Source organism: bacterium, assembly GCA_022616075.1.
GTDB lineage: Bacteria > Acidobacteriota > HRBIN11 > JAKEFK01 > JAKEFK01 > JAKEFK01.
In genome coordinates this window covers 23,071-48,016 of the sequence record JAKEFK010000040.1, presented here as the reverse complement: position 1 = coordinate 48,016, position 24,946 = coordinate 23,071, and the positions used below count along the sequence as shown (strand labels likewise).

At 48.6% G+C, this 24,946-nt stretch carries 17 protein-coding genes; 6 read left to right on the top strand and 11 right to left on the bottom strand.

The window, feature by feature from the left end:
* Both L0156_03675 and L0156_03670 read right to left on the bottom strand, forming a co-directional pair.
* On the bottom strand, window positions 1-967 hold a 967-nt coding region (locus tag L0156_03675; protein MCI0602088.1), incomplete at its 3' end, for a polysaccharide ABC transporter ATP-binding protein.
* A 15-nt stretch (window positions 968-982) separates the two neighbouring features.
* Window positions 983-1,771: an ABC transporter permease gene (locus L0156_03670; GenBank protein ID MCI0602087.1), complete on the bottom strand. Its 789-nt coding sequence runs from the start codon at window positions 1,769-1,771 to the stop codon at window positions 983-985.
* A gap of 874 nt (window positions 1,772-2,645) precedes the next feature.
* On the opposite strand from L0156_03670, the gene L0156_03665 reads away from it, so the two are divergent.
* The 5 genes from L0156_03665 (at window position 2,646) to L0156_03645 (ending at window position 10,316) form a co-directional block, all read left to right on the top strand.
* Window positions 2,646-5,468 (top strand): glycosyltransferase family 4 protein, encoded by a 2,823-nt coding sequence (locus L0156_03665; protein MCI0602086.1) that lies wholly within the window; start codon window positions 2,646-2,648, stop codon window positions 5,466-5,468.
* A 1-nt stretch (window position 5,469) separates the two neighbouring features.
* Entirely contained in the window at window positions 5,470-6,981 is a 1,512-nt protein-coding gene (locus L0156_03660; GenBank protein ID MCI0602085.1) for a GDSL-type esterase/lipase family protein, read from the top strand.
* Window positions 6,982-7,002: 21 nt separating this feature from the next.
* Window positions 7,003-8,523, top strand: a complete 1,521-nt coding sequence (locus L0156_03655) for a hypothetical protein (protein MCI0602084.1) — start codon at window positions 7,003-7,005, stop codon at window positions 8,521-8,523.
* Window positions 8,520-10,031, top strand: coding sequence for a sulfatase-like hydrolase/transferase (locus L0156_03650; protein MCI0602083.1), 1,512 nt, complete (start codon window positions 8,520-8,522; stop codon window positions 10,029-10,031). Before L0156_03655 ends, L0156_03650 begins: the two co-directional genes overlap by 4 nt.
* Before the next feature lie 75 nt (window positions 10,032-10,106).
* Window positions 10,107-10,316 carry a hypothetical protein gene (locus L0156_03645; protein MCI0602082.1) on the top strand — a complete coding sequence of 70 codons (210 nt, stop codon included), beginning with the start codon at window positions 10,107-10,109 and terminating at the stop codon, window positions 10,314-10,316.
* Between the two features lie 7 nt (window positions 10,317-10,323).
* Here the strand turns inward: L0156_03645 and L0156_03640 are convergent, their stop codons facing one another.
* On the bottom strand, window positions 10,324-10,533 hold the full coding sequence (locus tag L0156_03640; protein MCI0602081.1) for a hypothetical protein: 210 nt from the start codon (window positions 10,531-10,533) through the stop codon (window positions 10,324-10,326).
* Between the two features lie 55 nt (window positions 10,534-10,588).
* Here L0156_03640 and L0156_03635 point away from each other — a divergent pair, with 55 nt between their 5' ends.
* Window positions 10,589-12,817 (top strand): bifunctional salicylyl-CoA 5-hydroxylase/oxidoreductase, encoded by a 2,229-nt coding sequence (locus tag L0156_03635; protein ID MCI0602080.1) that lies wholly within the window; start codon window positions 10,589-10,591, stop codon window positions 12,815-12,817.
* 104 nt (window positions 12,818-12,921) lie between these two features.
* Here the strand turns inward: L0156_03635 and L0156_03630 are convergent, their stop codons facing one another.
* The 8 genes from L0156_03630 to urtA all read right to left on the bottom strand — a co-directional run bounded on the left by L0156_03630 (window position 12,922) and on the right by urtA (window position 24,940).
* Window positions 12,922-15,372, bottom strand: a complete 2,451-nt coding sequence (locus tag L0156_03630) for an ABC transporter permease (protein ID MCI0602079.1) — start codon at window positions 15,370-15,372, stop codon at window positions 12,922-12,924.
* Between the two features lie 360 nt (window positions 15,373-15,732).
* Entirely contained in the window at window positions 15,733-16,917 is a 1,185-nt protein-coding gene (locus L0156_03625; GenBank protein ID MCI0602078.1) for a SpoIIE family protein phosphatase, read from the bottom strand.
* 49 nt (window positions 16,918-16,966) lie between these two features.
* Complete coding sequence (locus L0156_03620) at window positions 16,967-18,010, bottom strand: chemotaxis response regulator protein-glutamate methylesterase (protein MCI0602077.1); 1,044 nt, start codon at window positions 18,008-18,010, stop codon at window positions 16,967-16,969.
* A 1-nt stretch (window position 18,011) separates the two neighbouring features.
* The gene (locus L0156_03615) at window positions 18,012-20,195 is read right to left on the bottom strand and encodes a hybrid sensor histidine kinase/response regulator (GenBank protein MCI0602076.1); all 2,184 of its coding nucleotides are present in this window, start codon (window positions 20,193-20,195) and stop codon (window positions 18,012-18,014) included.
* Window positions 20,192-20,701: a chemotaxis protein CheW gene (locus L0156_03610; GenBank protein ID MCI0602075.1), complete on the bottom strand. Its 510-nt coding sequence runs from the start codon at window positions 20,699-20,701 to the stop codon at window positions 20,192-20,194. The genes L0156_03615 and L0156_03610 overlap by 4 nt, the downstream gene beginning before the upstream one ends.
* Before the next feature lie 46 nt (window positions 20,702-20,747).
* A complete protein-coding gene (locus L0156_03605) occupies window positions 20,748-21,650 on the bottom strand; it encodes a protein-glutamate O-methyltransferase CheR (protein MCI0602074.1) in 903 nt (300 codons plus the stop codon).
* Window positions 21,647-23,644 (bottom strand): methyl-accepting chemotaxis protein, encoded by a 1,998-nt coding sequence (locus L0156_03600; GenBank protein MCI0602073.1) that lies wholly within the window; start codon window positions 23,642-23,644, stop codon window positions 21,647-21,649. The genes L0156_03605 and L0156_03600 overlap by 4 nt, the downstream gene beginning before the upstream one ends.
* A gap of 54 nt (window positions 23,645-23,698) precedes the next feature.
* Entirely contained in the window at window positions 23,699-24,940 is a 1,242-nt protein-coding gene (urtA, locus tag L0156_03595; GenBank protein ID MCI0602072.1) for an urea ABC transporter substrate-binding protein, read from the bottom strand.
* Window positions 24,941-24,946: the final 6 nt, after the last annotated feature.

Below are 24,946 nucleotides of genomic sequence, written 5' to 3'. Positions count from 1 at the left end.
CATTAAAGATTGCTACTGCCAGAGCAAAATCGGAAAGCTGCTTGATCAGCTGTACATCCATTTCAATGATCAATCCAGCATCGCTTTCAACACTCCGAACCAGGACCCCATTTGCATTGTAAAACCGAACGCCTGTGATGCATGCTTCGAGAGTTCCAATCCTTCGGCCATATTCTGGCTGCTGGGTTGTTGCCGATTCGGGAAACTCGGCGGCCCGTTCTTCAGCTTTTTTGCGAAGGAGCTCCTGATAAAGTTCTACCGCTTGGTCCGCCCTGGAACGAATCTCCAAACGTCCCTCTTCCAATACGATGGCTTCATCGCAGGTCTTTTCGATTTGACCCAATTCGTGTGACGCAAGAATCAGAGTCTTTCCGGCTCTGCGAAATTGATCGAGCCGGCCCAAACATTTTTGGCGAAAATTCTCATCGCCAACTGCAAATACTTCATCGATGATCAGAACATCCGGATTCATGTAGATCGCCGCTGAAAAGGCCAAACGCAGGCGCATTCCGCTCGAATAGGTCCTAACAGGCTCATCAATGAAATCTTCAAGCTCAGCAAACTGAATCATCTCTTTTTCCAGACGTTCCACCTGACGCCTTGTAAGGCCGCTGAGAAGTCCAGCTGTACGGATATTTTCCCTCCCGGTCATCAGCTGGTGGAATCCGGAACCCAATTCGAGCAATCCACTGACTTCACCATGACGATGAATGGTTCCGGAAGTCGGGCGCCCGATCCCACAAAGTAAACGCAGCAATGTGCTTTTGCCTGCTCCATTGCGTCCGATCACTCCCAGAGTTTGGCCACCGGACACTTCGAAGCTGACATCTCTAAGCGCCCAAAGACTCCGCCCGGGATCATGTTGCCCGGTCATTCTACGGACCAGCGATTCCCTTAGAGTACTTGGACGGCTGTGATGAATGCGAAATTGCTTGGAAACAGATTCCGCCGAAAGAACTACGGACATCTCATTCTCCCAACATCACAACGCGTCAAACACATCGTCCAACTGCCGAACATAAATTGTGTATCCCAGAATCGCTATTACCAAACTGAAGACCACCGTGTACAGGAATGGTCCCCAATCCGGTGGGCGCGAATAAAACAATATGTCGCGATAACTTTTTACAAGCACCGACATAGGATTGATTTCAAATAGAAACTGATATTTTTGGTCCACGGCATGAGGCCTGTAGAAAACAGGAGTGATCCAGAACATCAAAGTCAGCAGCACGCTTGTAATCTGCTGCACATCCCTGTAGAAGACGTTCCAACTTGCAATCATCAGACCAAGCCCGAAAATCAAAGTGCTTTCTACAAGTATGAGCAGAGGGAAAAGCATCACTGTCCAGGAAACATGATGTCCGTACAAGAAAAGCATCACAAACACCAATGGCAATACAGCTAGGTAAAGTAGAAGATTTGAAAATGTGCTGACGATGATCAGGAAAAAAGGTGGAAAGTTTGGTCGTCTTACCAGATCACGGTTGTTCAAAAACAAACCGCTTGCCGTGGTCAGCGAACTGCTAAACCAGCTCCATGGTAACAATGCCGTAAATACAAATGCCGGATAAGCATCGATTTCCAGCGGAATCACGCGTTTGAATACAAAAACCAGCGTCATCAGCTGCATGAGAGGCACCACGAGAAGCCACAGGGCGCCTAAAATCGAGCCTTTATAGCGCAGGTTAAAGTCGCGCCGCACCAGATGCCAGAGTAAATCAAAATAGTAGCGCCTGGAGTGAGCGATCACGCGCTTCATTTCAGTCATTGCAGTTAAAGTGATAAGAATACCATCAAAGCAGCGACTTAAGCCCAAGAGTGCAGTGTGATATCCAAGAAAGGTCAAGAAAAAAAACGAAATCTGAGCAATAAAGTTGAAAAAAGGAGCCCTCTCCCTTCCGCTGTGGAAGAGTCAAATTAAGTTTTCACAGAGAAAAGCAGTGGGAGGGAGAGGGTAGGGAGAAGGTAGGGCGAGCTACTTGTTAATACTCCTTCGATTAAGTTCTTCACATGCACGTTCGTAAATCTCAAAATAGTAAAACCGCGCGATTCCAGATATCGCTCTCTTTTTTGATCAAGGAGTCTCTGTCTATCAAAATCATGGACGTCACCGTCTATTTCAACAATTAACTTTTTTTCAGCGCAATAAAAATCAACAGCATAATTGTCGATACTAGTCCGCCTGTGGAACTTATGTTTTCCTAGGCGTCGAGATCGTAATTTCACGCATAGTGTTCTTTCCGCCACAGTCATGCGTCTTCTCAGTGATCTTCTTCTGTTCTTTTGGAGTGGGTCGTTAATCATCAGTTACATCCTATCGCTCTCATTAGCCTACCCTCACCCTTCCCCTCTTCTAGGCAACTCGAATCGCGCAGCGTCGAGAGTTGCCATCCTGTAAAAAAAACCAAAGGTTTATTGATGCTCCCTTCCGCAGACACGCTTTTGCTAAAAAGCAAAGTATGTTGACTACGGAAGGGAGAGGGGCTCGCGGACTGACCATTTCAATCAAATGAAAATCTCAGTTACCCATACTTTTGGGACGTTATGAACAAAGTCGCTACTCCGAGCCCGTGCATACCAACATCGTCGTAGTCGGGCTGGTAGTAGCGACTTCAGTCGCTACTTGATAAACTTTCTGTTCGATGAAGTTTCAAGTTGTAGTCGCTTCGAGTTATTGGAGCCTCAGTGGCGTTAATATTTTTTCTGAAAACCTGGTCAGAGGCTTGAGAAGAATTGGGGTCGACGCCCATCTTTTACTGACCGAGCAGCACTCAAATCTTGTCACGATCGGCGATTCGCTGATGCCCCTGCCCTCCGATATTCCCGTTGAGTTTCTTCCCGTAAAGCCGAATGAACAATGGGGATCTCATTGGGGAGCCATGATTCGATACCTTGAGGACCGCGCTCCCTGCGTTTACGTCCCGAATGCCGATTGGCGCCATTCGTGCATCTGTCCAAGATTATCCAGGCGTGTGTCGGTTGTTGGTGTTGTGCACAGCGATGATCCATTGCATTACGACCATGTTAGAAGACTCGGCGATTACTGGGATGCAGTTGCCACTGTGAGCAAAACGGTCGCGCAAAAAACCGCAAAAGTTAACGATTCGGTCAAGCACCGCATTGTGACCATTCCGATCGGAGTGGAGAGTGCTAAGAATTACCCTGAACGGGATTTTTCAAAACCTCGACCTTTGAGACTCATCTACCATGGCCTGCTGATACAAAGACAAAAAAGGATTTTTGATTTACCGCGCATCCTGGAAGCGTTACAGCGCGCTCAAGTGCCATTCGAAATGACAATCGCAGGAGCCGGCGAACAGCAGGACCAATTGTTGAATGATTGCAAGAGTTTTGTAGAAGACGGTACTTTGCATTTTTTAGGTTTGGTGCCCCACAGCGAGATGCTAAAGATTCTGGAGGAACAGGATGTTTTTCTAATGACTTCAGAATTTGAAGGAATGCCCAATGCATTGCTGGAAGCAATGGGACGGGGATGCGTGCCTGTTGTAACAGATATCCACAGTGGTATTCCAGAACTGATCAGGCACGAATCGAACGGATATCTGGTAACTGTTGGAGATATCCGGGCTTTTGCGGAGCATCTCACCTGCTTGCAACAGAATTCCGATTTGTTGGAGAAGATGTCCCGGAGTGCCTATCGAACGATTGAATCGGGACCCTTTAATGTGACTCACATGGCGAAGGAATATCACGCGCTTTTCCGCCGCGTTCTCGTGAAATCAAAATTTCATCTGTACAGAAGGCCGGTGGGACCGATGGTAAGCCCTCCCGCAAGCGTTGATGGCGTTAACATTTTTCCGGTGAAGTACTACAAGAAAGTGAAAGGTGTTGGACAATTCCTATCCGATTGGGACTGGGATGATTTTCGTCGCACGATGTATTTGATGGGAGAAAGTCACAAACCAGAATGGAGAAAGACTCTCCCGCGGTTTCAGGTCATCGCAGCGGTTCCCGGCACAAACCTGTCCGGGATCCCCGTCTTTTCTCAAAATCTTGTAGCCGGTTTGAATGAAAGGGGAATTCAATCCAGGGTCCTTTTGACTGAGCCTGATTACAATTTTCCTTTCGAAGTTCCTGTGGATCGTCTTGCGCTCGAATCCTCTGATTCTCTGGGCGCTCGATGGGGATCCATGATTCAGTATCTGGAGCATGCGGCTACATGCGTTTACATTCCTAACAATGATTGGCGCAATGCTTGCGTAGTTCCAAAATTATCCAACAACATTTCTGTGGTTGGAATTGCGCACAAAGACGACGCTGAATACTACGAGAATGTCACGCGTTACGGACGCTACTGGAATGCAATCGTTGCAGTAAGCCGCAAAATCGCAGCAAGCATTCGAGAACAGAATCCGAATCTTGCAAACAGAATCATTACTATATCCTACGGTACGTCCATTCCGCCAGCTCTGCCGGTTCGAGAATGGAGGAACGGACAGAAACTGAGGATTGTTTATCATGGAAGTCTTTTGCAAACACAAAAACGGATTCTGGATCTTCCCCGGATCTTGGAACGACTCAATCATCAAGGGACCTCGGCCGAATTGATTGTGGCGGGGAACGGTCCCGATATAGAAAGTTTCGTGGAAGCATCGAAAGTTCTAATTGAAAAAGGATGGATACGATTTCTGGGCGCGCTTCCTCACAAAGAAGTGTTACCGCTTCTTGAACAGCAGGATGTGTTTCTGATGACTTCCGAGTTTGAAGGGATGCCACAGGCTCTCCTGGAAGCGATGGGGCGCGGATGCATTCCAGTTGTAAGTGAAGTTGCTTCCGGTATTCCCGAACTGATCAAGAATGGAGTGAACGGTTTTACAGCGCCTGTTGGCGACATTGATACGTTTGTAGAACGTCTTGCCGGTTTAAGCAGAGAACTCGGTTTACGACAGACGATGTCACAAAGGGCTTATGAGACGATCAGGGATGGTCCGTTTCAGACCAAAGACATGATCAAGGATTACGTCGAATTATTCCAGACTACTCTGTATGATGCAAAGTATAAATTCTACCGGCGTCCTCGCGGGACCATTTTCGCGCCTGAATTTCACGCTGCATCATCATCCTATAAAGTTCCGCGGGTTGGAGTATTTCCGTCCCGCGCTGACTATGAGGATTTTTATAACCGCGTTTGGATTGGAACAGAAAACAAACATTTTCACTGGCTGAAAAGATATAGGAGAAAAACAAGAAATCTATATTGGAGAGAAACTCGTAGATTCCGGAGTTCATTTCACGACGTTCAAAATGCATTTTCCAAAATAAGCGAATCGCTGCAAAGAGATAGAACCCGCTTTAGCGAATCGTTCACCGAGTCCAAACGGCTGCTGAGAAAGCGGGTCAAGAAGGCGAGACGTCTCGGTTTCAGCCGGGAACTCTTGAATGCTTTGAAGTCAAAAGGCAGATCCCTTCGCCATCGCCGGCACAAATCTCGCGCGCGCAAATAGGATGAACTACAGATCTCTTTTTATCCGTGTTTCTGCAATCATTTTTGGTCTATCTCTGGGCCTAGGATTCGTTGTGGTTTTGAAATCCAGTCGCGGAAATAACCAACTCCCAACCGTTCATCCTGCTTCGAATCGAGTTCAAGGCCAGATCACCAAGTTCATTTATCACCAGACCCCATTTTATTATCCATTCAAGGCTAGAAGTACTCACATGCACACCCAAGAACCCTTCAGCGAAGTGTCTGAATTTGGAGCGCGGCACAATTCCCAGGGATTTCGCACCCCGGAATATACTTTGGCCCATCCACGAGATACATTTCGAATTCTGGTTCTGGGAGATTCCATTACGTGGGGGCAGGGCGTTAGGCAGGAAGAGACATTTCCACAGGTTTTGCAAGGATTGCTTCGACAGAAATGTCCGGACATCCATTTTGAATTGATCGGATTGGGCGTTCGCGGTCACAGACTTGTCGATAACCTGATTAAACTTCTTGTTCACGGCCAGTCTCTAAAGCCGGACCTGGTTCTCATTCAGGTCTGTGTGAATGACCTGGACTTCTACGACTACGTAGGCATATCGCGTTTTCAAGGCGTCACTGCCAGTAAGATCAAACCGGTACAAATACAAAAAGAGATATGGAAGGAAGGATCACTGGACTGGACTATATTCTCAGAATGTCTCGAAGCAATTGGCGATTGGTCTCGAACAAATTCAGTACCCGTAGGTTTTCTGTTCTTTCCAGTTGTCGATGTCGGCAAGGAGGGACACAACTTCAAACATTATAACATCCAGAAGTTTCCCTGGCTTACCGATTTTGAAAAAGTCATTGCCGAGGTCCGCTCCCGCAATTTTCCCGCAATTTTTCTTATGGATTACTTTCGAGAGAAAGCAGGAGATAACTTTTTGGCTGTTTCAAAAACGGATGGACATCCCAATGTCTATGCGCATCAATTGGCAGCAGAAGCAATCGCTCCGTTTCTTTACCGCGAAAAGCTTGTGCCATTTTCCAGATCCGGTCTCCAGGAAGCTGGCAATCACTGGGAGGTGGAAGAGAAGCTCCGTAAACAAGCAGCCAGGGACTGGTTACAATTTAGTGCCAGTTACGAAAAACAACTGGAATTCTTCAAGGCCTTAAAAAAACTTTATCCGAACGACCCCTGGATTACTATGGAACTTGCACTTGTCTATCATGGACTGCGGAGATGGGACGAAGCATTCCAAACTTATCTATCACTAACCGAGTTCGCTCCTTCGTTCGCGGCACCATGGTATCATATGTCTCTTTGCATCCAGGATCGCGCACAAAAAAAGAATTTTCTTAAACGAATGATTCAAATAGTGCCTGATCATAATTTGGCCATGCAGGATCTTATCCAGCTTTATCTGGCAGAGAATCAAGTTGCACCTGCGTGCGCCCTTTTGAAACGCCTCATGGAGATCCCTCAGAGTCAGGAACTATTCGATAGAAGTAAAGACTTGTATGAAAAAAACCGGTGTCCTGAGCGCCGGTAAAGCGATGGATCTCAACAAAAAATGACCTACAAGCGTTTTTCTCTTGTTGCTTGTGTGTTGTTCCTTGTGCTGAGTATCACTGCTGCCGTACTTACATTTGTGCGAGCCAGTGCCCAGCGTGGCGTGCAACGGAAGATTGGTCCTGTTGAAAAGGAAAGTCGCCGTCAGGCGGCTTCCTACACGGTTTACGAAACGACCTTTCGTTTCCCGTATCAAGCCAGAGCCTCTCTCAATATGATTATGACCTTTCCATTTACAAGAAACTTTGGATTTCATGACAAGCAAAATTCACAGGGATTCTGGACGCCGGAATACACTACCGCTCATCCGCCCAATACGTTCAGGATCCTGGTGATAGGGAACGGAATGACCTGCACAGTAAATTTGCCGCTGGAAGAAACTTACCCGTATTTATTAGCCGGCCTCTTGAACCGGAAATGCAAGAACTTCAAATCTGAAGTAATCTCGCTCTCCATAAACGGTCACAAGATGACAGACGAGGTCGTCAAGCTGTTTGCGCACGGTCAATACCTGAATCCGGATTTAGTTATCTTTCAGGTTGTTCCCAGTGATATTGAGTTTTACAGCTATCTTAGATTTTTTCACGTTCTGCAAAGGGAAAAGGAACACGAGCTTTATACTGCCAAGCAAAATGAAGTTTTTAGTGATCAATCTTTGGATTGGAAAATATTTTCCGAATCTCTGGCTGTGATTAAGAGCTGGTCGGACAAGAATTCGGTACCTGTTGGTTTTATGGTGTTTCCTCCAATTGATACGGGAAAAATGGGACGTAACTTCAATCACTATGACTCCCGGACTATGTCTTCCGGTCCGGTGTTCCAATTTTATCCAAAGTTTGTGACACACATTCAACAGAACGGTTTTCCTACACTGGATCTGCTTGTAACTTTTCGCGAGAAGGCAGGAGATCGATACCTCGCTTCTTCTCAAGTTTTTGGTGGCTTGAATCCTTACGCGCACCGGTTGATCGCTGAAACATTGATGTCTTTTCTATCTGAACAGAATATGTTCGGTTGTGATGCGAAAATACGGCCTGGAGATGGTAACTGGCCAAAGGAAAGTACACTTCGTGACATGGCAGCGAATGATTGGCTGAAATATAACGTGAGCCATGTTGAGCAGCTGAAGTTCTATCAGGAACTGCATCGGATTTATCCAAAGAATCCGTGGATCACCGCCCAGTTGGCGGATGTGAACTTCTTACTTCGAAAACGGGAAGAAGCCTACAATTTGTATAATTCGATGAATGAGATGGCGCCCGGTATTGCGGTACCCTGGTACCAAATGGCTGCCTCTACCCGTTTTCCCAAAAGAAAGGTTGACCTGATGCAAAAAATGCTGCAGACGGCGCCGGATCATGTCCAGAGCATGCAGGGTTTAGCCAGTTACTACACGGTCGATAAGGCCTGCGTGCTTCTAACCAGACTTTTGGAGATTCCGGTATCGAAGGAACAGCATAAAACGAACAAAATTCTCTACGAAAAAAACCAATGCGCACAGGTTCTTTCCTCAGTTAAATGAACGGACGCAACACTGTTCTTATTTTGCTTGCTATAATCGCGGCCGTTTTCCTGTTCCTGATGAATCTTTCCCCTTCTTCCCGTGACCTGGAATTCCTTCCGCAAAAATCACCCCGTTCTCCGCGATTTGTTCTCTTGTATGCGACCTGTTCTCTGAATAAGGACCTCCTGGCTCCCTATAACGGCTCGGTTCGGTATACGCCGAATCTAAAGTCCTTTGCAAAAGGCTCCACAGTTTTCCTGAAACACGAAAGCGAGTCCGGATTTTCAGGAGCGGGCTATGCCGGTCTTTTCTCCGGAACCTATATGTACAGGCATGGAGTTTATTACCATCCGCAAACCCTGGCGGACAGCAATTACTTGATTGCTGAAGCATTTCAGAAAAACAGCTATGAAACGTTTTTCTGGAACGCTCATACCCTGGCTTCCGCTGAACTGAACTTTGCGCAGGGCGTTCTTTCCCGGAATGTGATCCACCATGATCCAAGAATTGGGGCGTTAACAGCAACGGATCAAAGGTTCATGACCATTTTAAGACGACTTCGATCGCGGAAGACCTACAATGCCTTCCTTCAGGTCAACTTTTCGATGACGCATGCGCCTTATTCGGAAAATTCCAGTATCGCTGTTACAACATCATTTTGCGCAGAGTTTCCTGAAGAATGTAGCGGCGTTTCACGAGAGGATCTGATTCGCTATGTTCCCATCTATGCAAAAAACCATATGGATTTGCAGCTACAATTTGCAGCCACAATTAAATCGCTTGGCCTTGCGCCGGCCGAAGTAAAAAAACTGATCGATGTGGTAAGAGTGACTTATGAGTCGAGCGTTCGCATTCTTGACAGACGTTTTGGAGAGACAATTGATCTGATTCGGAAAGAGAAACTCCTGGATGAAAGCCTGATTATCTTCACGGCTGATCATGGCGAAATACTCTATCGCTCTGATTCTCCGTTTCAGTGGACACATGGGGGCCTGGAGCCGGAGGCGCTGGAAATACCACTGATGATTCGCGCGCCTGCTGGAACCGTGTTGCTCGATTACTATCCGAACGTTACCCGGGCCGTTGATGTGTTTCCAACTGTTGCCGGGCTCAGTGAAATCAAAATTCAGACCAGTGAAAAATTGGACGGCCAGGACCTCTCTGACGCGATGCAAGGAAAGGCAAATCCGCCTCAACTGATCGCGCTTGCTTGCACCGGTCTTTCTCATCCAGCTCAAGGAGTGCATAACGATCCGTACAGAATGGGAGTCCAGGCCAGAGAAGAGGATGTTTTTTACAGGCTGTTGACGATGCCAAACGGTTTATCACACATGTTTCCATTTCGTATGGGAGAGTTTCAGCTTGTCACTGAACGTTTTAATCCTGACAACCAGAATCATCGAAAGATGAAGAGTCAATTGCATGAATACAAAGACAAGCTCACGCGCGCGTATAAAGCTCCGACGGACGAATCGAACTGGGATCAAATTCGTGAGCAACTTCGCAATCTTGGCTATCTGAATTAGAATTATGGAGCGCGGACGTCCCGTCCGCATTACGGACCGCAGGCGTCCTCGCCTGCTAACCGAGGAGGCTGAAACATGAAGATCCTTGCATGGCTTTTCGGACTAGGTGGAATTTTTGCCTTTTGCCTGAGTGTGTTGATCAGACTGACGAACCAGAACCCCATTCTCAATGCAAATGCAAGCGGATGGTGGAGATCTTCTGTTGCGCTTATGGCAATCGCTATTTTCTTTTCTCTTCAGATGCGGAATGGTTCGTCAAAAGCCTCGCCCGATTCAGCGAAATAGAACTCAGCTACGTATTCTTGTTGAGCGTCGCTTTCAGTTTTTTTGCAATTTTTTCCGCAGCTGACTTCGTCAACGGCCTTTGGGGGTCGCCATGATAAACGCCCTTCGCAGGAATTTTTATTTGCGCTGTCGTGCCGGCATCTGCATGTTCATAGGTGGCAGTATAGTAGCCACCCGTTGGACCCGTTATGGATTTGAAACCCCAATGTCTTGACATATTCCCCTCCTTTGACACTAGTCAGTGATCAAACGTCACTATATCATTATCCCCTATGAAGATCGTAGTAATTGGTGCAGGTCCGGCCGGCCTTTATTTTGGGATTCTGGCGCGGAAAGCTCTTCCAAATTCAGACATAACAATTCTGGAAAAGAATGCTCCGGATGTGACATGGGGCTGGGGTGTCGTTTTCTCCGATGAGACTCTGGAGAATTTTGAGGAAGCCGATGAGGAGAGTTACCGTCAGATCATAGAGACATTTGCGCGGTGGGACGATATCGATGTGCATTTCAAAGGCCGGATGATCCGGTCCGGCGGGCACAGCTTCTATGGAATCCGCCGCACACGGCTGCTCGAAATCCTCCAGAACCGCTGCCGCCAGTTGGGTGTCCAACTGCTGTTTAACAAAGAAGTGGACCGCGCGGACAACAACGCCGATCTCGTTGTTGCAGCGGATGGAATCAACAGCAAAATTCGCTCGCAATACGCTGAATTCTTCCGTCCCAATATCCTCAACGGTAAAAACAAGTACACGTGGCTTGCCACCACAAAGATCTTTGAATCCTTCAAATTCTTTATCCATGAAAATGAACATGGCCTTTTCATTGTTCACGCTTACCCGTTTGATAAGGACATGAGCACCTTCATCGTGGAAACAGATGAGTGTTCCTGGCGCAAAGCCGGTCTTGCAAACGCAACCGAACAGCAAAGCGTTTCCTATTGTGAAACGTTATTTCAAAATGAGCTGGAGGGGCATTCCCTTCTTTCGAACAAATCTGCCTGGATCAGTTTTCGAAGGGTAAAAAACGAAGCATGGCATCATGAAAACATTGTTTTAATCGGAGATGCTGCGCACACCGCGCATTTTTCAATCGGATCGGGAACGAAGCTCGCGATGGAAGATTCGATTTTGCTTGCTCAATCGTTGAAAGAAAACAGCTCCATTCCCGAAGCGCTGCGCGCTTACTATGATCGCCGCTGGCTCGACGTTGCCAAACTGCAGAGAGCCGCAGAAGTAAGCCAGACGTTTTTCGAGGATCTTCAGCGGTGGAAAGACTTCGATCCGGAGCCATTTGCGTTCAAATTACTCTGTCGCAGCAAACGAGTCACGCATGAAAACTTACGTGTGCGTGATGAGAAATATATTGCGCGCGTGGATCAATGGTTTGCGGACCATAACGGATGCAAAGATGTCAATCCTGCGCCTCCGCCCATGTTTACTCCCTTTCAATTGCGTGAATTACGGTTGATGAACCGGATCGTCGTTTCACCGATGTGCCAGTATTCGGCGGATGATGGGACTCCGGACGACTGGCATCTGGTGCATCTGGGAACCAGAGCGATCGGTGGAGCGGCGCTGGTGTTCGCAGAAATGACAGACGTTTCGCGGGAAGGAAGAATTTCTCCCGGATGCGCCGGAATGTATCTTGCGGAACATATTCCTGCGTGGAGAAGGATCGTAGATTTCGTACACAAGAATTCGCGCGCGCACATCGGTATGCAGTTAGGTCACGCGGGACGGAAGGGCTCTACAAAATTAGAGTGGGAAGGAGGGGACCAGCCTCTGGAAGGGGAGAACTGGCCGTTGATGTCGGCGTCGCCACTTGCCTGGGCGGATTGGAATCAGCAGCCGCGTGAAATGAATCGTTATGATATGGAGCTGGTCATCGGGCAATTTGTGCGCGCTGCAGAAATGTCAAACGAAGCCGGTTTTGACATCCTGGAACTGCATATGGCCCACGGTTACCTGCTGGCTTCTTTTATATCTCCGTTGACCAACATCAGGACCGACGAATATGGCGGCACTGTGGAAAACAGGATGCGTTTTCCGCTGGAAGTTTTTGACGCCGTCAGAAAAGTCTGGCCCGCCGAAAAACCAGTTTCTGTGCGTATTTCCGCTCACGATTGGGTTCCAGGTGGAATGGATCCTGCGCAGGCTGTGGAAGTCGCGCGGCTGTTACGACAACACGGCTGCGACATCGTGGATGTATCGAGCGGGCAAACCTCTCCGTTGGCACAACCTGTTTACGGGCGCATGTATCAAGCTCCTTTTGCGGACCGGATTCGCAATGAGCTGAAAATGCCAACCATGAGCGTGGGGAACATTCAGAACTGGGATCACGTGAATACGTTACTGGTTTCCGGCGCGTGCGATTTATGTTGTCTGGCCCGCCCTCATTTGTATGATCCGTATTTAACGTTGCACGCAGCAGCTGATCAGAATTACGATGTGCCGTGGCCGAATCAATACCTACCCGCCAAACCCGGCCGAAAGAAGATGTAGTTGCAGAGCATTTGCCAAACGAATGTAGAAAACGCTGCTTAGTTGAATCATGCTTCTATCGAAAGCATTGTATGTTTAAGGTGGCAAATGCTCTGCCACTACGGTTATTCATATCTCAATGAAACCAGCGGATCGACTTTCGATGCGCGTACTGCGGGAATATAGCAAGCGAGAGCGGTAACGGCCAGAATCGCCATGGTAACAACCACCAATGTGAGTGGATCTCCGGGCCGGACCTCGTAAAGAAGTTTTGTCATCAATCGACTGAATCCTATTGCGCCGGCCAGACCTGCAGCCGCGCCAACGATCGCTGGAAGCATGCCCTGATTTAACACGAGCTGAATCACATCTTTTTTCTGCGCCCCCAGAGTCATTCGGATTCCAATCTCCTGTGTGCGGCGCGCAGTAAGATAAGAAACGACACCATAAATTCCTGCCATCGCAAGACACAATGCGAGCAGCGCAAATCCACCGAAAAGCATCATCGATAAGCGCCGTACTGCAATGCTTTCTTTTAACACTTCCTCCAATGTGGCAATTTTGAACACTGGAAGTTCCGGATCGAGACTCAATATTTCCTTCCGAACATTTCGAATGAGTGAATCCACCATGTTTCGGTCGGAATAGCGTATCACCAGCGTTACGTAAATCGCATGGAACTGAGCCTGCGGAATATAAAACTGCATCGGGGAATCTGTATCCAGTCCATACTGTTTGACGTCGCGCACCAGTCCTACAACCGTCCGCCACGGAGTTTCCTCATCAGGACCAGGACCGTGGTAAAGACGGATTCGCTTGCCGATTGGATTCTGGTCTTTCCATAATTGTTTTGACATCGATTCACTTACAAGAACAGCGAGCGGCGCTGTTTCAGAATCATTCATCGTCAAATAACGGCCGGCGACCAAAGGAATCTGCATCGCTTCCGTGTAGCGGGGCGTGACCACATACATGTCCGCAGATGGCTGATCGGCTGCTGCGCGGGGTTGTCCATCAACTGCTATGGTTCGCCCATCAAAAGCGGAGCTGAGCGGCAAAACGGTCGTTGTGCCCGCAGCCACGACTCCTGGTAAACGTTCCATCCTTTCAATCATTCGATGAAAAAACTTTGTGCGCTTCAGCTCTTCTTCATATTTGAAACCGGGAAGCCACACGTTCATCGTTAAGACGTTGGAAGTCTTAAATCCCGGATCCACCTGATACAATCGCGCGACACTCTGAATCAACAATCCGGCTCCCGCCAGCAACAGCAGCGCCAATGCGACCTCAGCACCAACCAATGTGTTCCGCATGCGTCCTTGAAAACGCCCGCTTGTTCCACCACGCCCACCTTCTTTTAACGCTTCCGTTAAATCAAATCTTGAAATTTGAAATGCAGGCGCAAGTCCAAACAGAAGACCTGCAATCAAAGAGGTCACAACGGTAAAAGTGATGACCTGAGAGTTTAATTGCGTGTTTTCAATTTGGGGAATGATTTCGGCGCCGACGTTTTTGATTGCATCCATGCCCCAATAGGCGAGAAGGATTCCGCAGATTCCGCCGGCTACGGTTAGAAAGGCGCTCTCGGCTAAAAGCTGGCGCACGAGGCGCCACCGCGGAGCGCCGAGGGACGTTCGGACAGCAATTTCCCGGTGACGCGTCGCGGCGCGGGCGAGGAGCAGATTGGCGAGATTCGCGCAAGCGATCAACAAAACCAATCCTGCTGCGCCGGTCAATAGAAATAAGGACGTGCGAAGATTTCCTACAGTATCCTCCGATATGTTGACAACATTAATTCCACGAGCGGTGTTGTCATCGGGATATTGTTTCTCCAAACGCGACGCGATGGCGTTCATCTCCGCCTGCGCTTCGGAAATAGAAACACCTTTTTTTAAACGTCCGATTGCGCGCAGGTGTCTTGCGCCGCGCTGAGTCTGATCATACGGTTCGGCAACGGGACGGTACAACTCAGCCTTTGAATCGATCAATGTTGTAGGCAAGGAATGCACTTCAGGTTTGAGAACTCCAACGATTGTGTAAACACGCAAATTCAGTTTGACGGTTTTACCGATGATGTTCGGATCACTTCCAAATTTGCGTTGCCATAAACCATGACTGAGAACAACAACGAAGTCTTTTCCTTCGTTTTGTTCCTCCGGCCGGAACACACGGCCCAGAACGGGTTCTGCTTTCAACGCTTTGAAATAACCGTCACCCACCTGCATTGCAGGAACGCGTTCCACTCCGTTGCCTGCGCCCGAAATAATCGGACGCCACCCTGTGAAAGTGCTGATTTCGTCAAAACTTTTGTTTTGCGCGCGGTAATCGGCAATGTCCGTTGCAGATACCTGATTTCGCAAGTTCAGAATCCCGCTTTTCTCCGTTCCCCAGACCACAACCAGCGTTTCAGGATCCGTATAAGGCAAGTCTTTTAAAAGAACGGCATGGACGATGCTAAAGATTGCGCTATTGGCGCCAATTCCAAGAGCGAGGATTACAATTGCAATCCAGGTAAACCCCGGATTCTTTTTGAGCATCCGAAAACCGTAACGAAAATCTTGCAAGATTCCATTCATGTCTGGTTAGACTCCGCCTTGATTCAAATGGTAGTGGCAGAGCATTTGCCAATGTTCGTGCATGGGCTTGTTATCGCGATGATGCCTGCGATAGCACGAATAATTTTCCTTGGAGCAAATGCTCTGCACCCTAAGGATGGAGCAGAGCATTTGCTGGACACATAGAACGTTGCCTACACACAAATTCTCCTGCTCGAAGAAGTTCAAATCCGAATTTCTGGACAATACTCTGCCACCACCAGTTCAACAGGTCCTACAGCAAAGCCTGTACCATCAGCCTCGACGGCAATGCGAAGTTCGATTGTTCGAAAACGGGACGAGACTGTCACCTCCGAACGACTTGGCGCCTTGGCGGTTTTACTAAAAACGGACTTGTAGGATGGAAAAATCGTCTTCGAAATTATCCGAGTTTTGCAAATCGCGAACGAACTGGAAGATCTGTTTCAGCGCGGTATCTTGCTGAACCGGCTCCGAAAGTTTTGCGATGAATTCATCCCGTTCCAGCATGGTGCCATCCGGTTTGTTAACTTCATAGACACCATCACTGTAGAGGAACATTTCAGCGTAAGGTTCCAGGTCCAGCGATGCGCTCTTGTAGGGAATGCCTGACATGGCGCCGACAACAAGACAGGGTGTCGAAAGTTGGACCGGCCGCGCCGAGGCGCGGTCTGCTCCGTTCAGAATTACTGCCGGCGGATGACCTCCGCTCGCATAAGTCAGCTTGCGGCCGGATTTATCGTACACCCCGTACCACATTGTGAAATACATCCGGTTGTTGTTTGCCATGGGAAATGCTTCGTTGAGCCCCGCCAGCACCTGCGCGGGCTCACGGAAATTTGTATCCGGCAAAGATTGGGACCGCACTACATTGATGACAGATACGGAAAGCAACGCCGCTCCTACACCGTGGCCGCAAACGTCCAGCAAGTAAATCGCAAAATGATTCTCATCAATCCAGTGATATCCGAAAGAATCGCCTCCTAATTGTGTAGAAGGAATAAACATCCAATCGGTTTGAATCTGCCCTTCCATGCGTGCAGGAAGCAAAGATTTGACATATTCAGCGGCTTCTGCAAGTTCCGCTGCGAGCCTCTGCTGGCTGCGAAAGAGTGCCTGATAAGCTTCGTTGCGCTGAAGAAGATTGATATAAGCCCGCGAGTGATACCGGATCCTGGCAATCAATTCAATTTTATCCGGCAGTTTTACCAGGTAATCGTTGGCTCCCAGTGCGAAAGCTTCCGCTTTAATGACAGGTTCCTCTTTTGTGGAGAGCACAATCATGGGAATGTCCCTGGTTTGTTCCTGAGCCCGAAATTGCCGGACCAGAGTCAGACCGTCTACTTCCGGCATAACCAGATCCTGCAGGATTACGGTGGGTGAAACGCTGAGAGCGGTATCAAGAGCTTTCGTGGGGTCGTTGCAAAAGTGGAACGAAATGTCTTTCTCGCCAGAAAGCATTCGCCTTACGGCTTCACCAATCATTGCCTGATCATCGACAAGCAGCACAGTGATACTATGCTCCGTCATCGGCGTTTCATTTTCCATTACATCCCTCCTTTTTAACGCAGAGGCGCAGAGATCGCAGAGAAAAAAATTATAACTCCGCGTCTCTGCGTCTCTGCGTTAAATGAAGCCATTCCAAAAGTGCAGCAGCGATTTCGTCGTCCGGAAGAATTTTTTCTGCTGCTTTTAGTTCTGCCGCCGCTTTGGGCATTCCATAAACAATACTCGTCTCTTTGTCTTGAGCAATGGTCATCCAGCCGCTTTTCCGGAGTCTCAACAATCCTTCTGCGCCATCGCGACCCATTCCGGTGAGTAGGACCGCGGCGCCATAACCTTTCCAGTTTTCCACAAGACTGCGGAAGAATACATCAGCCGAAGGGCGGTACGGATGCTCTTTTGGCTCGCTCGTGTAAATCAGATTTCCAGAAGCCGCCAGGATTAAATGTTCATTGGTTGCTGCCAGCAGGACCTGATGTTTGTCCGGCTTGTCGTAAGCGCGAACCAGTTTTACCGGCAGCGATGTTTCATCCGTTAACCATTCCGCCAATCCTGGCGCAAACTCCGCGTCGACATGTTGAACAATCACAATCGGCGCAGAAAAGTCCTTCGGCAGCTTACGCAAAATTTTCGCTACTGCGAGCGGCCCGCCTGTGGAGGCCGCAATCGCGACAAGAGTTTGTTTCACTTCCTGACGCGCTGCCGCAAAGGCCCCCGAAGATTTCAAATCCTTCCAGGGATGTTTTCCTATCAACTTTGCAATGGTGTCGATTTTTGATAGCAGATTGTTCGCGCCTTCCAATCCACCCGCGGTTCCCAGAACCGGTGTATTCACAGCATCGAGGGCCCCAAATCCCATCGCAGCGAATACTTTAGAAGCATTCCCGCTTACGGTTGCAGTGACAACCAGAATTGCGCAAGGCGAATTCTGCATGATCTGCTTCGTGGCTTCCACACCATCGAGAACCGGCATGATCAGGTCCATTAAAATGAGATCCGGAGTATCCGCAGCGCATTTACTGACCGCTTGCGCGCCGTCATATGCAATCCATGCGATCTCAAAGCGTTGCACAGTAGAGACAACTCTGCGCAGGGCTTCGACAGCAAGAGGCATGTCATTGACGATCGCAATCCGCATTTCAGGCTTCTCCAATCAATTCAATGATTGCGTTCAGGAACGTTTTGTCATGAAAACTTGTTTTCGACAGAAATCTATTCGCTCCTGCCTGCAAAGCGGCCTGTTTCTCTTCTTCGCGTTCTTTGTAGGAGACCATCACCACCGGTATCTGCTGGAGTTTTGCGTCTGCGCGGATCCGTTTGATTAATTCGGTTCCATTCAGGCGCGGCATGTCCAAATCGGTGACCACGAGAGCATAACTCCCGGTCTTGAGAGCATTCCATCCATCCATTCCATCGACTGCTACTTCTACTGCATACCCGTGGCTCTTGAGAAGTTTCCGTTCCAGTTCACGGACCGTTAGCGAGTCTTCCACCACCAGAATCCGCTTTTGCGAGGTCTCTGTTTCCGCATCTCCCGAAACTTCCGATGCTTCAAGCAGCAGCTGATCGATGCTGCGGAGCATATCTTGAACATCCAGAATCAAAACGGGAGAGCCATCTTCAAGAATGGATGCTCCATGAAGGTCCTTCACTTTTCCGAGTCTTGCATCGATGGGCCGCACCACAAGATCCTTCTGCATACGAAATCGATCTACCACAATGCCATAACGGCTCAATGCATCGCTCACAAGAACCACGGAAACGCTTCCGTCGATTTTTACGGGGTTCAGTTCGAGAATTTCTGTAGCGGGAACAAGCCGTATTCTCTCATCATTGTATGGTAGAAATTGCTCGTTCTCCGCCTTTTCCAATTCATCGATTGAAATGATCAGCGTTTTATCGATCCTTGAAAGTGGAAACGCATACAATTCACCGGAAATTTCAACGATTAACGCGCGAAGAATAGAAAGCGTGATGGGAAGCTGCATATGAATGGTCATACCTTCACCCTGCCGGGAAAACGCCTGCACCAGCCCGCCAACTTCGCGCACCATGTTATAAACAATATCCAGTCCCACTCCCCGGCCTGATAATTCCGTGACCTGATCAGTTGTGGAAAATCCAGGAAGGAACAGGAACTCCAACATCTCCTTTTCCGAGAGCCGATCCATCATTTCCACAGTCACGAGTTTTTTGTCTAACAATTTCTGCCGCAACCGTGAAAAATCAACGCCGCGTCCATCCTCTGATATCTGAATGTGAAGGACTCCGCCTTTGTGAGATGCTTCCAGCAAAAGCGTTGCTTCTTCCGGTTTTCCGGCTGCGATTCGTTCTTCAGGCGTTTCAATTCCGTGATCGATCGCGTTGCGTAGAAGATGATTCAGTGGAGCTTCCAGTTTTTCTAGAATGTCGCGATCAACCTTGGTTGATTTTCCCGCGATCTCAAATCGCACCTTCTTGCCGAGTTTCCGGCTGGCATCGCGCACCATTCGCGGAAAGCCTTCAACGCCGTCACGGAAAGGCCGCATTCTGCTGTCCAGCACTTCACGATACAGGCGTTTTGTGATGTTCACAGCCCGGCGCGAATAAGTTTCTAATTCGGAATAGCGAAGGCCGATGTTCCGGTGAATTTCTTCCGCCTGTCGAAGCAATTCCTCCGCAAACGCTTTACTGCCCGGCTCTTTTGACATTCCCTGAAAGAGAGTGACTTCGTTCATCAATTCCTTCTGCTGATTTTTCAATAATCTCAAAGACTCCACGAATGTCTGGAGAGTGCTTGCGGCAACAGAAGTTTCGGCTGCATATGCCAGTAGCCGGTTTAAGTTTTCTGCCTGAACGCGCACGGTTCGAGGATCTGAATCCCTGGCAACCTCTACCTTCGGCGCGGCCGGCTCTACCGGACGTTCCGCTTTGCCGCTGGCCAGATCAACAATTCGTGCAACAAGCGAATCCGTTTCGGCACCTTGTTCTTGGATCCAGGAGGGTAGTTCCTGTTCTTTGAGAAGTCTGATCCGGTTCAAGAAATCGATTCCCTGCAAGACAACGTCCATCTGTTCCGGCCTGAGTACAATCTTTCCTTTTTGCGCAGCTACAAAACAATCTTCCAGCGCATGCGCAACCTTCACTGCGGGATCGATCTGGACAATTCTTGCGGCTCCTTTCAGCGAATGAGCCGCTCTCATCAACGATTCAAGAACTTTGGTTGACGCAGGATCCTTTTCGAGTGCCAGCAATCCTTCATTCAGAATCGACACCTGGTTTTCCACTTCGGTGCGAAACAAATCCAGCATTGAAAAATTGCTCAGATCGTTGTCCTGATTCACTCTAACCCCTGCTCCAATTTTTGAAACAAAAGATTTTCGTCCAGAACGTCGAAAGTTCTTCCTTGCCATTCCAGGATTCCACGCGATGTTCGTCCTGCATCTTTGAGCGGAACAACTTGATTGGGAGGAAATCGATGCAAAGCGACCACCTCGTCCACGACAAAAACCCATGACTTTGCATCTTTCTCCACAACCACCATTCGGGAGTAAATCCGCGCTAATCTTCTTTCTGAATCCGGTTCAAGTCCCAGCAAGTTACGAAGATCAACACATAGATGAAGCATTCCATGTATGTTAACGATCCCAAGCAGAAGCTCATCCGTGCGATGAGGAATTTTGTGCACCTTGCGAAGATCAACGATTTCTCGGACGATCGGAGCAGGCAGCGCGAGCCAGATGTTTCCAAAGCGAATCACTACCGCGGAGAATGTGTTCTTCTGCCTTGCTTCCTTTTCGCGAGCAAGACGGGCGCTCCATTCCTTTATGTAATTCTTAGCCGGCTCCATAGTTAATCGTGGATCATAATCGTGATCTTAATCATGGTTCTATCGATCATGAATTTCGATTGCGATTACGATCACGATCAAGATTACGATCCATGATTAAGCTTTTGCGATGCACAAACGCGTTTAAAGGAGTGATCGGGCGAAATAACGGGCTTAGGAAGGGACCTGCTTCCGCATGTCCGGTAAACAGTAAGCCATCCTCGTCCAGAAGCCGTCTCAAGGTCAGCATCATTTTGTTTTGCGCCTCTGCGTGAAAATAGATGAAGAGATTGCGGCAAAAAATAATATCGTATCTTGTTTTCAATACTGCCGGAGGTTCTTGATGAACATTCCAGAGACAAAAATTCACCATCGACAGAATATTTTTCTTTAGCTGAAAATCTTGCTGATGCTTTTCAAAATACCTGTCCTGATGCGTGAGAAAGAAACCACGAAACGAATTCGGTGTATAAGTTCCGGTTCGCGCTTTGTCGAGCGCTCTAGCGTTGATATCAGCTCCGTCGATTACGAATTGTTCAGGCAAAAGACCGGCATCCAAAAGTGTCATCGCAATTGAGTATGGTTCTTCGCCCGTAGAGCAGGGCACGCTCAGGATTCGCAATCGATTCTTCCGTGATGTTTGATCCTGAACCCAGCGTTTCAAATAATGGTACGCCTCCGGATAGCGAAAGAACCAGGTTTCGGGAACGAGCACTTGCTCCAGTAAGTAGTCGAATTCGGCTTCCGAGCTTTTCAAGATTTCCAGATAGCACGCAGCGTCATCGATCCGTTTCTCCGATAGGATCCGGTCGACCGCCCGACCGATCATTCGGGGAGTGGAATCCGGATCCAATCCAACCGAATCCCGCAGATAAGATTCGATCTCCGGAACAATGTCAGTCACGGAATGTGGCGCGGACGTCTCGTCCGCGGAGCTTGCGGGCGGGACGCCCGCGCTACTTTGTTTCATACTTTAAATCGTTCCACTTCTTCTTTGAGCGTTGACGAAGCCGAGTTGAGCTGGTTTGTAATTTGATTCAACGACCGGACGGATTCTGCCGTGTAGTGAGCGGCATCACTCAAATGAACCATGGCTTCACTGATTTGCTCGGCTGCCACATTTTGCGAAAGGATTCCCTGTCTTACCTGTTCATATTGAGGCGTTAACGCTTGAACGCGTTCAATAATAAGCGAAAACTCGCGGCTCACTTTTTGAACCTTATCCACACCCTTATGAACTTCCTGTGTGAATGATTGGACGCTTGTGACACCTGCATCGACGGCACTCTGCATCTCTTTGACGATTTGCTCAATGTCCATCGTTGCGTAACCGGTTTGATCGGCCAGCCGGCGGATTTCCGAAGCGACCACGCCGAACCCGAGTCCGGCATCTCCCGCTTTTTCCGCTTCAATTGCGGCGTTCAAGGAGAGGAGGTTGGTCTGGTCAGCGACAGTATTGATGGTAGTTACGACTGTGCTGATTACCGCCGCTTTTTCATTCAACGTTTGCAGTTTGGCCGAAATCGAACTGGTTGCAGTCACAAGTTTTTGCATCGCCGATTCCATTTCTTCCAATCCCGAGCGTCCGGATTCCACGAGCGTCGTGGTCCTGATGGATTCCTGTGCAACATCAGTAATCGTACGTACAAGATCTTGAGATGTGGTAGAAATCTGTTTGCTCGTGGCAACCACTTCATTCGTGGATGCTGCCTGTTCGTTTACAGTTGCCTCCAGCTGACGGGCGGCGGCTGCAATCTGACTGGAAGAAGAACTTACCTCCGAGCCGGAATCTTTTACACCGCTGATCAATCGTAATAGACTCCCGGTCATCCTGGAGAATCCGCGGGCCAGTATGCTCACTTCATCCTGCGCTTTTTCTTCGGCGGTAAGCTTTACAGTGAGATCTCCATCTGAAACGGTGCGAGCGATTTCCGTGAGCTGAACAACCGGCTTAGAAAGGGAGGATGCGATTGTCAAGGCAAGAAGTAGAACAAACAGTAGAACGACGATTCCACAAAACAACATCAGGTTTCGCTGGTATGTTAAAGGCGCAAAGAATTCGCCAGTATCCATTTTGACGACCATTCCCCAGTGGAAATAAGGCAGATAGCGCCAAACCCCCATCACTTCCTTGCTCCGGTAATCCAGCAGGATTCCATCCCCGCGCTCTCCTTCTGAGGCTTTGACAATGGGCACGTCTCTGCCGAGCCCGATCGGTATACGGTACTGAAACGCGGCGTCCGGACGGTACCGGGTGGGGGCCACGAAAAGGACTTCGTTTCCTATGAGCGTCCCCAGCACGGTTTCCCCTGTGTCTCCCAGACCTGTGTAGTCCTCTACAATATTAGAAATGAGCCGGTTATCCATTTGGAGAACGACGACACCCTGAATGATTCCATCGGTAAAAACAGGAGCGGCGATATAAGCGACGGCTGCTTCGTTCTCCGTGTCATACTCAAAATCCGAGAACTCGGTTTCCAGAAGTGTTTTGGCGCGATCAAAGACTCCAGCCAGCTCAGAAGCTCGAAGATTGGGATCGTAGAGATTGGCTCCGGCAAGGGATCCGCATTGGAGGCAAAAGAGAATATTGCCGGCATTGGAAATCAAAATGAGATCATTGTAACCGTAGGTAGTAGCGTAGGCCTGGAAGAAGGGACGCACTTCGCCCAGCATCGTTTCTATTGAATCCGGGCTGCTTGCCTGAAATCTTCTAAAGGTCCGGAGGATATCGGGCGTCGTTGCCAGTGTCGTGACGTCCTTATTTCGCTCGGACGCAAAGAATGCAACTTGACTGACTTTGTTATTAGCGATTGTAAGAAGATGGTCGCGCAGCGCTTCTGTTACAGATTTCTTTGAGATGCTGTAGGTCAGATAAAGAATAACTGTGAGCGGTACCAGCGCAATCACAAGAAACCAGAATACAAGCTTTGAAGCAATCGATCTTTTCGTTAGATTACGCCACATACTTTTTCAACCAAGCGACGCGAAAGACGCATCGACGCGCCGCGCGAAGACGATTCATTTCCCCCATTTTCTTCCCCAGCCCCGATAAAGATGGTCCAAAAAATTCTCCCATTGCACTCGCGATCGATATGCCGGAAAGGGAATCGGTCTTACCGAATGCTCCGAGCTCCAGACCGTATCAAGCTGACCATCTTCCCGGATTCTGCCGATGCGCACCGGCTTCCAGGTATGTCGCGTCGTACCATCGACGTAAACAATTCCTCCGGGAGCTTTATAACTTTGATCAGTGATTCTCTTGCGAATGCTGCTCACATTGTCACTTTCTCCTTCTTCGACCGCCTGTGCCCAGAGATAGACACTGAAATACGCTGTCTCAATCGGATCAGCGGTAACCCGCGTGTCGCCGTAACGGCCCTTAAACCTTTTAACGAATTCACGATTTTTGGCGTTGTTCAGGCTTTGAAAATAATTCCAGGTTGCATAATCACCTACGGTGTCCTGGATATTCATGCTACGCAGTTCTTCCTCTGCGATGCTGAAGGACATGATTGGTATTCGATCGGAAGAAATGCCCGCGTTACGCAAGGCACGGAAGAAAGCGATATTGCTGTCACCATTGATCGTATTCAAGATCACATCAGGGCCGGCTTGCACTATCTTGTTAACGATTCCATCCACATTTTTGCTTCCCAGGACTAAATATTCCTCACCCACGACCTGCCCTTGCAGCGAATTCAGCTGATCCCGAATCATTGCATTGGCAGTGCGCGGGAAAACATAATCCGAGCCCACCAGAAAGAATTTCTTGCCGAGATGATCCAGACACCATTTCACAGCCGGGATGATCTGTTGATTGGGGGCTGCGCCTGTATAAATGATGTTGGGAGAATCCTCTAGTCCTTCGTACTGAAGCGGGTAGATCAAAAGATGATTGTGTTTCTCAACAATCTCTTTTACACTCTTGCGGCTAGCGGAAGTCCAGCATCCCAAAATTGTGCTCACTTTTTCTTCAAGAATGAGACGCTCTGCTTCGCGCGCAAAAGTGGGCCAATCGGAACGCCCATCGGCAATAATTGTCTGGATCTTTCGCCCTGAAATTCCACCCCGGTCGTTGATTTCCTCTACCGCCATGTTTACCGCGTCTACCATCGATCTTTCGCTGATCGCCATGGTTCCGGTCAGGGAATGAAGAACACCGAGTTTGATCGTTGACCCTTCCTTTTTTCGAAGGAACTGCCACCATACTGCGAAACCCACCATCAGTACCAAAAGTACGGTCAGTATCTTACGGAACATATGAGT

Excerpts from the sequence above, each read along its gene's own strand:
- L0156_03670 (MCI0602087.1), bottom strand. The coding sequence starts at position 1,771 with ATGACTGAAATGAAGCGCGTGATCGCTCACTCCAGGCGCTACTATTTT.
- L0156_03665 (MCI0602086.1), top strand. The coding sequence starts at position 2,646 with ATGAAGTTTCAAGTTGTAGTCGCTTCGAGTTATTGGAGCCTCAGTGGC.
- L0156_03660 (MCI0602085.1), top strand. The coding sequence starts at position 5,470 with ATGAACTACAGATCTCTTTTTATCCGTGTTTCTGCAATCATTTTTGGT.
- L0156_03655 (MCI0602084.1), top strand. The coding sequence starts at position 7,003 with ATGACCTACAAGCGTTTTTCTCTTGTTGCTTGTGTGTTGTTCCTTGTG.
- L0156_03650 (MCI0602083.1), top strand. The coding sequence starts at position 8,520 with ATGAACGGACGCAACACTGTTCTTATTTTGCTTGCTATAATCGCGGCC.
- L0156_03645 (MCI0602082.1), top strand. The coding sequence starts at position 10,107 with ATGAAGATCCTTGCATGGCTTTTCGGACTAGGTGGAATTTTTGCCTTT.
- L0156_03640 (MCI0602081.1), bottom strand. The coding sequence starts at position 10,533 with ATGTCAAGACATTGGGGTTTCAAATCCATAACGGGTCCAACGGGTGGC.
- L0156_03635 (MCI0602080.1), top strand. The coding sequence starts at position 10,589 with ATGAAGATCGTAGTAATTGGTGCAGGTCCGGCCGGCCTTTATTTTGGG.
- L0156_03630 (MCI0602079.1), bottom strand. The coding sequence starts at position 15,372 with ATGAATGGAATCTTGCAAGATTTTCGTTACGGTTTTCGGATGCTCAAA.
- L0156_03625 (MCI0602078.1), bottom strand. The coding sequence starts at position 16,917 with ATGGAAAATGAAACGCCGATGACGGAGCATAGTATCACTGTGCTGCTT.
- L0156_03620 (MCI0602077.1), bottom strand. The coding sequence starts at position 18,010 with ATGCGGATTGCGATCGTCAATGACATGCCTCTTGCTGTCGAAGCCCTG.
- L0156_03610 (MCI0602075.1), bottom strand. The coding sequence starts at position 20,701 with ATGGAGCCGGCTAAGAATTACATAAAGGAATGGAGCGCCCGTCTTGCT.
- L0156_03605 (MCI0602074.1), bottom strand. The coding sequence starts at position 21,650 with ATGAAACAAAGTAGCGCGGGCGTCCCGCCCGCAAGCTCCGCGGACGAG.
- L0156_03600 (MCI0602073.1), bottom strand. The coding sequence starts at position 23,644 with ATGTGGCGTAATCTAACGAAAAGATCGATTGCTTCAAAGCTTGTATTC.
- urtA (MCI0602072.1), bottom strand. The coding sequence starts at position 24,940 with ATGTTCCGTAAGATACTGACCGTACTTTTGGTACTGATGGTGGGTTTC.